The organism is Sphingobacterium prati (assembly GCF_013167215.1).
GTDB lineage: Bacteria > Bacteroidota > Bacteroidia > Sphingobacteriales > Sphingobacteriaceae > Sphingobacterium > Sphingobacterium prati.
Window position 1 is genome coordinate 438,756 of the sequence record NZ_JABJWY010000038.1, and the last position, 12,399, is coordinate 451,154.

Annotated in this window: 9 protein-coding genes; 5 read left to right on the forward strand and 4 right to left on the reverse strand. The window is 39.9% G+C overall.

Going from position 1 to position 12,399, the window contains the following annotated elements:
- Positions 1–77: 77 nt before the first annotated feature.
- The gene (gltX, locus tag HPC41_RS21330; RefSeq protein WP_172396109.1) at positions 78–1,598 is read left to right on the forward strand and encodes a glutamate--tRNA ligase; all 1,521 of its coding nucleotides are present in this window, start codon (positions 78–80) and stop codon (positions 1,596–1,598) included.
- 58 nt (positions 1,599–1,656) lie between these two features.
- Here gltX and HPC41_RS21335 read toward each other — a convergent pair whose 3' ends face one another.
- Both HPC41_RS21335 and HPC41_RS21340 read right to left on the reverse strand, forming a co-directional pair.
- Positions 1,657–3,234 (reverse strand): MFS transporter, encoded by a 1,578-nt coding sequence (locus HPC41_RS21335; protein WP_172396110.1) that lies wholly within the window; start codon positions 3,232–3,234, stop codon positions 1,657–1,659.
- A 6-nt stretch (positions 3,235–3,240) separates the two neighbouring features.
- Positions 3,241–4,290 carry an HlyD family secretion protein gene (locus tag HPC41_RS21340; RefSeq protein ID WP_172396111.1) on the reverse strand — a complete coding sequence of 350 codons (1,050 nt, stop codon included), beginning with the start codon at positions 4,288–4,290 and terminating at the stop codon, positions 3,241–3,243.
- 280 nt (positions 4,291–4,570) lie between these two features.
- Between HPC41_RS21340 and HPC41_RS21345 the strand changes: the two genes are divergently transcribed.
- Positions 4,571–5,380 carry a helix-turn-helix domain-containing protein gene (locus HPC41_RS21345; protein ID WP_172396112.1) on the forward strand — a complete coding sequence of 270 codons (810 nt, stop codon included), beginning with the start codon at positions 4,571–4,573 and terminating at the stop codon, positions 5,378–5,380.
- Between the two features lie 10 nt (positions 5,381–5,390).
- Here the strand turns inward: HPC41_RS21345 and HPC41_RS21350 are convergent, their stop codons facing one another.
- Both HPC41_RS21350 and dapF read right to left on the reverse strand, forming a co-directional pair.
- Positions 5,391–8,276, reverse strand: a complete 2,886-nt coding sequence (locus tag HPC41_RS21350) for a DEAD/DEAH box helicase (RefSeq protein ID WP_172396113.1) — start codon at positions 8,274–8,276, stop codon at positions 5,391–5,393.
- Between the two features lie 184 nt (positions 8,277–8,460).
- A complete protein-coding gene (gene dapF, locus HPC41_RS21355) occupies positions 8,461–9,240 on the reverse strand; it encodes a diaminopimelate epimerase (RefSeq protein WP_172396114.1) in 780 nt (259 codons plus the stop codon).
- Between the two features lie 230 nt (positions 9,241–9,470).
- Between dapF and HPC41_RS21360 the strand changes: the two genes are divergently transcribed.
- The 3 genes from HPC41_RS21360 to HPC41_RS21370 all read left to right on the forward strand — a co-directional run bounded on the left by HPC41_RS21360 (position 9,471) and on the right by HPC41_RS21370 (position 12,399).
- Complete coding sequence (locus HPC41_RS21360) at positions 9,471–11,027, forward strand: Do family serine endopeptidase (RefSeq protein WP_172396115.1); 1,557 nt, start codon at positions 9,471–9,473, stop codon at positions 11,025–11,027.
- 383 nt (positions 11,028–11,410) lie between these two features.
- On the forward strand, positions 11,411–11,854 hold the full coding sequence (locus HPC41_RS21365) for a low molecular weight protein-tyrosine-phosphatase (protein WP_172396116.1): 444 nt from the start codon (positions 11,411–11,413) through the stop codon (positions 11,852–11,854).
- A 197-nt stretch (positions 11,855–12,051) separates the two neighbouring features.
- Positions 12,052–12,399 carry a hypothetical protein gene (locus tag HPC41_RS21370; protein ID WP_172396117.1) on the forward strand — a complete coding sequence of 116 codons (348 nt, stop codon included), beginning with the start codon at positions 12,052–12,054 and terminating at the stop codon, positions 12,397–12,399.

Consider the following 12,399-nt stretch of genomic DNA (forward strand, 5'->3'; position numbering starts at 1 on the left):
TCTGGTTTCTGCACTTTTATTTTACCTTAGAAGTGATCCTGTTATCCAAATCAAAAATTTTGTGGTAATTTTGCGACATGAGTTCAGAAAGAAGAGTAAGGGTGCGATTTGCACCGAGTCCTACTGGTGGTCTGCACCTTGGAGGCGTACGTACAGCTTTATTTAATTTTCTCTATGCACGTCAGCATCAGGGTGATTTTATTTTACGTGTCGAGGATACGGATCAAACTCGTTTTGTCCCAGGCGCAGAGGAGTATATCAATGAATGTTTAGCTTGGTGTGGCCTGACTCCAGATGAAAGTCCCTTACAAGGTGGCCAATATGGTCCTTACCGACAAAGTGAACGAAAAGCATCATACCGTCAATATGCAGAACAATTGATTGAAAATGGATATGCCTATTATGCATTCGACACAGCGGAGGAATTGGACGAGCAGCGTAAATTGCAACCAAACTTTCGTTATAGCCATGAAAATAGACTGCAATTGCGTAATTCTTTGAGCCTGAGTGAGTCTGAAACCCAACAATTACTGGATGCGGGAACACCGCATACCATCCGAATAAAGATCCCGACAGAGGAAACGGTGTTATTCTCCGATATGATCCGTGGGAAGGTCGCTTTTGATACCAATCTGGTCGATGATAAGGTGTTGCTTAAAGCCGATGGAATGCCTACTTATCATCTAGCGGTTGTTGTGGATGATAAAGCGATGGAGATATCCCACGTCTTTCGTGGTGAAGAGTGGTTGCCCTCGGCACCAATTCATATCTTATTGTGGGAATACTTGGGCTGGGCTGATAGCATGCCACAATGGGCACATCTCCCTTTAATTCTCAAGCCCGATGGGAATGGAAAATTAAGCAAGCGTGATGGTGACCGTTTAGGATTCCCTGTTTATGCAATGAACTGGACGGATGCCAAGACAGGTGATACAACAAAAGGGTTTCGTGAAATGGGGTTCTTACCTGAGGCATTTATCAATATGCTTGGCGTTTTGGGCTGGAATGATGGTACAGAACAGGAGCTATTCTCTTTGGAGGAGTTAATTCAGAAATTCAGTGTCGATCGCATTAGCAAAGCCGGCGCAAAATTTGATTTTGAGAAGGCGAAATGGTTCAATCATGAATGGATTAAACGTTCTTCGAGCGATTCTTTATTGCCTCAGATCAAGGAGGTGCTGTCTCATCATCAAATAGAAGCAGCAGAAGGTTATATAAACCGTGTATTGGCAGCTGTCAAAGAACGGTTGACGTTTGTTGAAGATTTCTGGAGCCAGGCTTCTTTCTTTTTTGCGCGGCCTGTTGAATACGATCTGAATGCCGTGAAAGCAAAATGGTCTGCAGAGAAAACAGCATTTTTTGAAAATATCATCACATCATTTGAAGGCTTTGCGGATTGGAAAGCATCTGAACTGGAGGCATTCTTTAAGGAGGCAATTCAAAACTCAGGTATGAAGATGGGCGAATTGATGATGCCATTCCGCATTATGCTAGTAGGCGGTAAATTTGGTCCTGATGTATTTCAAATTGTTGAATTACTCGGCCAAGAAGAAGTTATTGCGCGTGTAAAAAAGGCACTTCAAGAATTTGAGGCTTAAATACTGAAAGAAATATCATAAAAAAGCTGTTGTCAAAATGCAACAGCTTTTTTTATTTTTAAAGGTATGGCATTCTTAACCGCATGAAGAATGCTTTTGCGGGGGCAAATAGAAAAATGATCAAGGTAATTGCTGTCCCCAATATGCCTAGATAGGCAAAGATTTCCATATTACTGATCAAGGATGCTTGCTGACTTATTGTAGCCTGAAAACCTTTATTAGCCAGATTAGATGCCAGCTGGTCGCTGGATGTGCCTAAGTGTTTTCCTAATAATGAATTCCAGTAGGAGATCACGATTGGATTGCTTGTATTTAAGTTTTGCTGGAGTTGTATAAAGTGTTTTTGATTTAAAGAATAGCTGATGTTCTGAAACAGAGCGAAACCAACATTTGTGCTCCAGAATCTAACGGTAGTGCCCATTAAACCTGCATTGCCTGAATGATGTGGTGCAACACCCGTTAGAATATAAATAACAAGTGGAGTAAAGAGCCAGCCTTGCCCAATTCCCTGGATAAATAACGGTAAGTCTATTACCCCAATACTGCTGTCGGGATAAAAGGTAGGAACAAACAAAAAGCAGGATATAGTCAATAACAGAAAGCCCAGGCCGAAAATGTATTTCGGTGATACATCCCGCAATAGGAGTATTCCTGAGCTAGCAACTCCCAAGACGGTACCTAGCACATTAATATATTGGATGTCGACGATGTAATGCCAGGGCCACTTCCAAACATTGGCCATGACCGTGTATACATTGTTGAGGCTACTGCGAATGATATAAAATAGGAAGAATAAAATAACACCAAGAATGACATTCTTATAGTTTAAAATTTCGAAATGAAATAGCGGTCGTTTTACGAGATATTGTTTGATGACAAAGAGTGCACCGAAAATAAGAAAAAGTGCCGAATTAATGGTGATTGCGCTATGTTCGAACCAATAATATTTACGACCGTAAATCAATACATATGCACCACAGCTTAACGAAAGTAAGAGGAAGAGGCAGCTGGCTAGATCCAATTGATAAAGAGGGAATTTTTTGCTTAATCTGTTGTTATTTAGGATTGTCAATGCGATTGCGATAACCATCAAATGCCAATAGAGCACAACATGGATCATATCTTCCCAACCGTAATCCATAATACTTTCTTTTAGAAGTGAGGTCGTTATCGTCCCGCCAGTCAACATAAAAGTATATAAAAAGAAATAGGCAATGGTCCGGCTTTTGGAATGCCTGATTTGCATCATCAACAAGGGAAGAAAACAGGCGCCTTCGAGTACACAGAAGACCCCCTCGATTACTCTTAGGATAGCAATGACGAATGGATCTCTGGTCAGGGAAATGGCCAATAGAATGAGGATGGATACTGTACAGGTCAATAGTATGTACGTCCTTACCCGAAAGAAGGCAAATAACCGTTGGAATATCAAAAGTGCGACAACAATTGCACCATACGTCAACGACAGAAAATACTGTATATCTTCTATTTCGATCCCTAACGCAGAGGCGGTAAAAGTGGTATTCGAATGAAATAAAGACATCAACATCAGATGAGGAAACATGGCCAAGATCATCAAGGGAAGTTTAATCCATTCGGGTACCCACTTATAATATAAAGATGTATTTGAACTCATGAATGCTTAAGATTGGTGGGCGGCATGAACCACAACGTTCATTCCTGCACGTAGTTTTGTTAAATCCTGTTTTGGAGAAAAAACAATTTTGATGGGTATACGTTGCTCTATTTTAACGAAATTTCCGGTTGCATTGTCTTGAGGTATTACCGAAAATTTGGACCCTGAAGCCGGAGAAAAGGAATGAATTTTTCCTTTCAGCTGTAATTTCGGAAAAGCATCTACCTGGATGCTGACCTCAGTGCCTTCGATCAGGTGTTCCAATTGTGTCTCTCTAAAGTTGGCGTTAATCCATTTCTCTTCGCTGACTACGTTAACTAGCGTTTGTCCTTCTTTAACAAATTGTCCCGGTTGGATACTTCTTTTGCCGACAAAACCATCATAAGGTGCAGTCACCACAGTGTATGAAAGAAATATTTCAGCATTATTTTTTGCTGCTTTTTTAATATCGATATTGGCTCTGGCAGGTAGCTCGTTGGCTTTTTCTTTGTTTGTATTCAGTTGTGCAGCGTTGTATTCTTCCTGTATGGTATGGAGCTGCGCTAAAGAAATATCATATGCAGCCTTGGCGTTATCGTATTGTTGTTTGGTTGCAGCATCTGCCTCAAACAAATTTTTAAATCTTGTGTAATCCTGTTCAGTTTGCCATACAGTCACTTTAGCTGCTTCTAATCTTGCCTTTTGGATAGAAATGCTATTGGCGGTAACATTTGCGTTTTTGGTAACCACTTCGGCATTCTGTTGGCTACTTCGAAGTTCGGCGTTAGCCATGTCTACTTTGGTCTGATACTCGCTGGCATCGATGAGCAATAAGGTGTCACCACGATGTACATATTGATTTTCTTCAAATCTAACTTCCTTTACAAAGCCGGATATTCGACTTGCAACTGGTGTCACATACTGATCAATTTGTGCATCGTTTGTCGTGATATGCTGGCTGGTAAATAGTAGATGTTTACCCAAAATCCCGATTCCGACAAGCAGCAAGGTCGCTGCGAATACAACTAAAACTTTATTAAATCCTTGTGTTCTGTCTTTATTTTCTTTTTTACCCATTTGTCTTTATGAATATTTTATTGCTTTTTCAGCTACTCTCCAGTTGGCCTACCGGTGCGGTTTGGATGATTTCCGTCCCATATTTCAAACAGCAATTTCAAAATTGAATGGCAAATTGTTCTTGAATTGAGGCCGCACGGATGCGCTGCATAGGATACAACTGTGAGCAAGGAATGAAACTGTGCACAAAGATACTGCTGTAGGAGGGATTTAATTTTGTATAGTCGGACGGATTTTTGTTCAATTGCGCCATGTTGTGAAAAAAATGTAATTTTAAATCATGGAACTGGAACAACTAGCAGCTATCGATGACGATCAGGACGACTTTTATGTATGCCATACATATGTAGATCGGATTGATCCCCGTGAATATATACATCGGAAAGCACGGTTACTTTATGCTGATGGTGGAATTATCCATGTCTTTACCGCTACGCAGCATTGGTATTTGCCGGGGCGTTTTTACATGTGGATTCCAGCAAATACTACTTATCATCTGGAAAGTTCCAGTTCCCGCATTCATCTGTATAGCTTTTATTTTAAAGAACAGAAAGTGGCTCACTCTGTTCTTTTAAATCCCAATATATTTTTGAGCAACGACCTGATGCGGGAGATGTTCTTATTTGCCCAGGATTGGGAAGGGCGAATTAATAAAAAGAACAGCTATTCAAAATATTGTTTATTACGTGCGATGATGGCTATTATCCCTGAGATGAGCCCGCCGATCGATGCTTTCCCGATGCAGCATCCTTACCCGAAAAGCGAAAAGCTTCAGCGTATTGCCAGGTATTTAAATACGAATATTGATCAGGCCTTTACAATCGAGCAGGTAGCAACACAGTTTGGGATGAGTAGCCGGTCCCTTTCACGGCTTTTTAAGGAGGATATGGGTATTAGCTATATCCGTTTTTTGAGAGCCATACGCATTGCGAAGGCCTTGGAACTGATGGCTGAAAATACCTATTCCATTTTAGAAATTGCAATGCGGGTTGGTTACAATGAACTGTCGTCTTTCAGTAATATCTTTACACGTGTTACGGGTATCCGGCCTTCGGTTTATATGTCGAAAATCAATGAATACAAAAATTGATTGGACTGAATTACGCCAAAAGTTCATGTAGGTCTTCCTGAGAAAGGGATTTTATAAAGCTTTCTTCAGTTGTAATAAGAGTTTGTGCAATAGATTTCTTCCTGTTCTGCAGTGCCAATATTTTCTCTTCGACGGTGTCTTTGCTGATGAATTTATAGATAAATACATTTCGCGTTTGTCCAATGCGATGTGAACGGTCTACAGCTTGTTGTTCTACCGCAGGATTCCACCATGGATCTAATATAAAAACGTAATCTGCTTCAATTAGGTTGAGTCCCACACCACCAGCTTTGATCGATATTAAGAACAATTTGGTGTTATTGTTTTTACGGAACTGACTGACAGCTTCGTCCCGATTTTTAGTCCCACCATCCAGGTAGGCATAGTTTGTTCCTTTCTTATCAAAATATTGTCTGAAGATATTAAGCTGTTTGACGAACTGGGAAAAAATAAGGACTTTGTTTCCGCGTTGCATGACCATTTCAAGTGTTTCAATAACAGCGTCGAATTTCCCCGAATCACCTATAAAATCCTCGTCGACCATTCTGGGGTGATTGGCAAGTTGACGGAGTTTGGTCAGTCCCTGTAACAAAGCAATCTGAGTCGATTTCGGTTTGTTGTCCATTTGGCCATCAAGAATCGCATTACGATATTCCGACTTCACTTTTTCATAAAGTTCTGACTGTTTATCAGTCATTTCGCAATAAAGAACCTGCTCTGTTTTGGGTGGTAGCTCTGTCGCGACTTGATCTTTTGTGCGCCTTAAAATGAAAGGTTTGACAATCGCCTGGAGACGTTGCGCTTTTTCTTCATCTTTTTTCTTTTCGATGGGCTGTACAAATTCTTTTTGAAAATAAGTGTAACTTCCCAACAAACCTGGATTGGTAAAATGCATTTGTGCCCAAAGATCAGAAACAGAGTTTTCAACGGGCGTGCCACTTAAGGCGAGTTTATTTTTACTCTTTAAACTCTTTATGGCCTTGAACGATTTTGATGTTGGATTTTTGATGTTTTGGCTTTCATCTAAAATGATGTAATTAAAATAAAATCCACTTAATATATCTTCATCAATGCGAGCAATGCCGTAAGTTGTAATAACGAGATCATATTTGGTGAACAGTGAAACATCTTTTATGCGATTGTTTCCCGTATGCAAATGGATCTTCAGTTGGGGGGCAAATTGATGTGCTTCTTTCTGCCAGTTATAAACAAGCGATGTTGGCAATACCAAGAGTGAGGTGTGTACTTCCTGCGGATCGATAATTTGCTCTTTTTGCTGTTGTAATAAGGCTAAGGTCTGAATGGTCTTACCCAGTCCCATATCATCTGCAAGGCAGCCGCCAAATTTATATTGTTTTAGAAAATTGAACCAATTGTATCCTGCTTTCTGATAAGGCCGCAGGTTTCCTTTAAAATGTTTAGGTTCTGGGATATCAGCAATTTCTTCGAAAGTAGCGAGATTTTGTAATTTACGGTTGAAAACCAATTTGGTATGTTCACTGATCTCAAAGAGTAGACCGATATGTACCTTATTTAATTTAAGCTCATGTCTATCGGCAGAGAACTGGAATAAATGGTTGTATTGAGCAAACCATTCCTCTGGGATCATGGCGATTTCACCATTTGGTAAAGTAAATTCTTTGATATTGTTTAGAATATGGTTTCTTAACTGAATAAAAGGAATTTCGTAGGGGCCAAATTTCGCAATAGCACTGATATCGAACCAGTCATTATCCTCATCTATGGCGATGTCCAAGGAGGTATGTCCAATGAAAAAGCGTTTTTGTTCGCTGTTTTGTATGATTTGAAATCCAAGGGCTTTTATTTGCTCCTGATGATTATTTATCCAGTCAAATACCGAAATCCGTTTTTCGGATTGCATAGTTGGCGCAAGCAATCCAAGCTGGCGGTCCAGATCTTCCAGAGCCAACGCTTTTAGATTTTCCAGCTGCTGTTCTTCCCATTGTAAAGAGCGTTTGACCCGATGGAAGATATATAAGTCCTCTTTCTCGTTATATTCCATTCGGACGGTCACTTTATTTTCAGCTCCTGCCGTAAACGTATGGGGGCCATAATTGAATTGCAATTGTAATTGTGAAGGGCCATCTTCCACGTAGATTAAATGGAGTAAGGGGATTGCCTGATGCTGATGTGTCTGGATTTCAAAACCCTCTGCATAGACATGGTAGCGTTCAATCAGTCCGCAAACGAAGGTTTCAAAATATTTTTTTTCCGTACTTCTTCCGACCGAAATGTATCGCTTATTGAGAAAGGGGCTAAGTTTTTTTCCTTCAAGTGCTTGGTCGAAAAAGTATAAGGTATTATTTAAAAGAAGCCAGGCTTGGGCGTTAGTCAAAACAATGGCATTCTTAAACATAAATTCCAAGCGTTGATTTTCGTACTTTATTGTTGGGAAGTAACGTGTCTCTTCCTCATTACGGCGAAAATGGAAGAGGATAGAGGCCGCCGACGTTGCCAATTTAATTTCTTGGTCTGCTGGATAACCATCTTTACTCATCATAAACAGTGGTTTATCGCCTATCGCCTCAAAGCATTGAATCATCTTTTCATCAATCTTTGGCCGCAATAAATCATAGAGTTTTTTGTCAAAGACTTTAGAGAAGAAGTCTACGGGCCTGATTGCTTTTTTATAATATTTCTTAATGAGGTTGGTCTGTTCAATGTCGTCGAGCAATCGGATTAGCTTGTAATCTACCTCGTCCAATTCTGCTGCATAGGCATCTACGGTATTGCTAAATATACGTTGATATCGTAGTGAGTAAGTCCCATTGGGATTGAGTTTGACCATATGTGGCTCAATGAGATAGCCGAGATAAGGATGCTCACAAATAGAATAAACGATTTTATATACTGGAAATGACTTTGACTGTTGCATTAAAAATAGCGGACCTTGTAAATAAAGGTATCTAATATACAATAAAATATACCATTAAACGTAATTTGCCGAATGAAATTTAAAAAAATATAGATTACAGAAACTGCCTGTAATATTTTAGGTAATAAATTGGCCTCGTATCAAGACTATACTGAATGGCGATAGCACTATGTCTTTCCAAATACTAGCAGTTGCCCTCAAAAACGAATTGAGCAGGGCCTTTGAGAAAAACATTTGTAAAGCTATTTTCTTTCTTATGAAAAGAGATGTACAATTGTCCACCTAATACGCGAATTGGGATGACGATATCACCTTCAAGGTTCATCTGTAAGGCCACGGCCATTGCTGCAGCAGTAGCGCCAGTACCACAGGCATAAGTTTCGTCTTCTACACCACGCTCAAATGTGCGTAAGAAATAACCATTTTCCTCTTTCTCTATAAAATTGACATTGATGCCGTCGTTGGCATAGGTAGCGTTGTTGCGAATTGAGTAACCATCCTGAAAAACATTTTTTTCTTTAAGGTTTGTAACGAAACTAACGTAATGGGGTGACCCGGTGTGCAGGATGTAAGCATCGCCATCCCGTCCAAATTCATGGACGTCGATCATTTGCAGGTTGACAAGTTCAGCGGAAAGGAAAGCATGGTGTGTACCGTCTACTGCCAGAAAGTCAGTCTTGTCAGTGATAATTCCTAAATCATGTGCAAAGGCCACAATACAACGTCCGCCATTGCCACACATACTCCCCTCTCGACCATCAGCATTATAGTAAATCATCTCAAAATCGTAATTTTCTTTGTTTTGAAGCAGCATGAGGCCATCCGCGCCTATCCCAAACCTGCGGTCACAGAGGCTTTTCACCAGTGCTTCGTCCGCCCGGTCAAATGAATTGTCGCGATTATCGACTAGGATGAAATCATTGCCCGCTCCCTGATATTTTGAAAATCTTATTTTCGATGCCATTCTATTGATTTGAAGTAACAAAAATACGTTTTTTTGTTACAAAAAAACGGCAGGAAGTTAAGATTTGTTAAAATTATTGCATTTGTCTAGCAATTAACATTTTTTAACGTGTCGGATTTTCCGAAGGCCTCGAAATGGTATTACATTTGAACATATCCGAATAAAATCGGTAATTTTAAGAGCAAAAATTATCAGCTTATATTAAGACAATTTAAAATAGAAATAAGTTTATGAATAAGGTCGGTTTAACGCTATTAACAGCTGTTTTCGGTGGAGCAGTAGCATTAGGTGGTTACAAGCTTATTGAAAATAAGAAACTTGATAGTATGTCTTTTGAGGACAAACAGAAAGTTTATTTTGCCAATAACCCTACAGGAGTCATGTCTTCAACAGGCAATCCTGATTTTACACAAGCATCTGCGGCGGTAGCTCCAGGTGTCGTACATATTAAGACAACATATAGTCGAAAGGGTTCGCAACAATCACAAGGTTCTCCATTCGACATGTTTGAGGAATTCTTCGGTATGCCACAGGGTGGGGGACGCCGTCAGATGCAGGCGCAACCTGTGCAAGCGTCAGGATCTGGGGTCATTATCTCTGACGATGGGTATATTGTTACCAATAACCACGTCGTAGAGGATGCTGATAAGATCGAGGTGGTGCTAACAGACAAACGCACTTATGAAGCGAAGTTGATCGGTCGTGACCCAAATACGGATATCGCTTTATTAAAAGTAGCAGGAAAAGGTCTTCCTGTTGTAAAGTTGGGTAACTCGGACAATGTCAGCGTAGGCGAATGGGTATTGGCCTTTGGTTATCCACTTGGGCTTCAATCAACCGTAACAGCTGGTATTGTCAGCGCAACAGGTCGCGATATTGGTATCTTAAGAGAGGGACAGCAACAACGTGGCAATCCTTTTGGGGGTGTTACAGAGCAACCACTTGCAAGCTCTGCCATCGAGTCTTTTATCCAAACTGATGCGGTGATCAATAAAGGGAATAGCGGTGGCGCATTAACCAATGCCTCCGGTGAATTAATCGGTATCAACTCTGCTATTGCGTCACCAACAGGTGTGTATGCAGGTTATGGTTTTGCTATTCCTGTCAATTTAGTGAAAAAGATTGTAGATGATTTTGTAGAATTTGGTAATGTAAAACGCGGCTATATTGGTGTTAGTTATGTGCCGATAACCTCAGAACTGGCCAAAGAAAAAGGGATCACCGATGTCAATGGTTTATATGTGGAAGATGCGGTAGCTGGTGGAGCTGCGGCAGCTGCAGGGATCAAAAAAGGTGATATCTTGACTAAAATCAATGGTAAGACCATTACAGGATCGCCTGTATTAAGTGAGACGATCGGCCGTCTACGCCCAGGGGATAAAGTGAATATTACCTACAAACGTGATGGTAAAGAAAAACAGGTTACACTGACATTGAAAGGTGAAGAGTCTTTGAAATCAGCATCTAGCGCCAGCGGAAAAGCGTCAAAAAGTGCAACCGAAATTTATAACAAATTGGGTGCTAGCTTTATTCCTGCTTCTGCAGCGAAAAAGAAAGAACTGGGTGTAAACTCTGGCGTCGTGGTGACACAGGTAAACCGTGGTGGTATATTTGATTATTTTGGTGTCGAAAGGGGTTTAGTGATCACTGAGGTTAATGGAAAAGCCGTGAACAGTGTTGATGATATCGAATCTGCATTGGGAGCAACGCAACGCAATATCGTTCGCTTAAAAGGTGTATCTCCACAAGGAGGCGCTGTTCAGCTAAGCTTCCCAGTGGAATATTAAAAATTGAATTAAGAATTGGTTGATTAATATAGTTTAGGTGGTTCTAGCCGTAAGGTTAGGCCACCTTTTTTATTTAAGGGCCAAGCGAAAGGGCCTAGCGTATTTTAAATGCCTATGTTTGATACCTTAGAGCCATGAAATTGAATTTTACCCCTGTTGCCAAAACATGATCAAGGTGTTGAGGTCGTCACAGGAAAGTACGATTTCATCCGGATTGTTTCTTTAATAGTTTAAGTTTAGTTATTTTGTGCAATAAAGTATGATAAACTGATCCTGTTAGTAATGTAACAGCAATATAGTTTATGATTTAGTTATTATAAAAACATAGGCTCATGAAAGTTTAATATTCGTATTCTATTTCATAGCATAAAAAAAATATTTAGATGAAAATTTTAATGGTTTGTTTGGGAAATATCTGTCGTTCGCCATTGGCACATGGTATATTAAAGCAAAAAATAAAAGATAAACAATTAAACTGGGTTGTAGAATCTGCTGGTACAGGTGATTGGCATATTGGTGAGGCACCCGACCGAAGGGCAATTGCAATTGCAAAGAAGTATGGTGTTGATATCTCCGGCCAAAGGGCAAGGCATTTTCGACCTGCCTTTTTTAATGAATATGACCTTATTTTTGTAATGGATCGACAGAATTTTGAAGATGTGTGCGCACTGGCTGAAGACAAAAATGATCTGGAGAAAGTACAATTATTTTTAGATAATGATGTTGTACCTGATCCGTATTTTGATGATAATTTGTTCGACCCGGTATTTCAGATGATTGACAAGCGCTGTACGGAGGTGATCGAAAAAGTATCTTTGTCGTCGTAAATGTTTATAATTTTACAGCAAAATCATGGAGTAATTCCTGATTTTCATTGGCTTACAACACCGAGAGAGAATAGGAAACAATTTAACATGTCACTATGCATAAATCATGGGTGAAAAATAGCGATGAATAATGTTTTATCACAAGACAATGAAATTAGTCTATCAAGCCGTTGTCTTAGTTCGTATAAAGGAAAAAAATGAAAGCAGCAGAAGTAAATAAGAAGTGGAGCATACTACAGGGCGAAATTGCTTCTTTATTTGATATGGAAAAGCCTGACATCAAGGTATGCTTATTCCTAATCGGTGTACAGGAATTGGGGAAAGGTCCGCAGACCTTCTCGAAACGGCAAAAAGAGGAATTGATGCATATTGCAACATGCCGCCTATTCAGTGCCATGGGTTTTTATAGCCTAAAGGGATTGGACGAAGAAGGCTGGCCACATTGGGAATTGATCAAGCCTATTCCTAATTATACGTTATTGGAACAAGAGCTTATCATGAAGTCCTTGATTATTGATTATTTTGAAGAATTAAACGTCATCTAA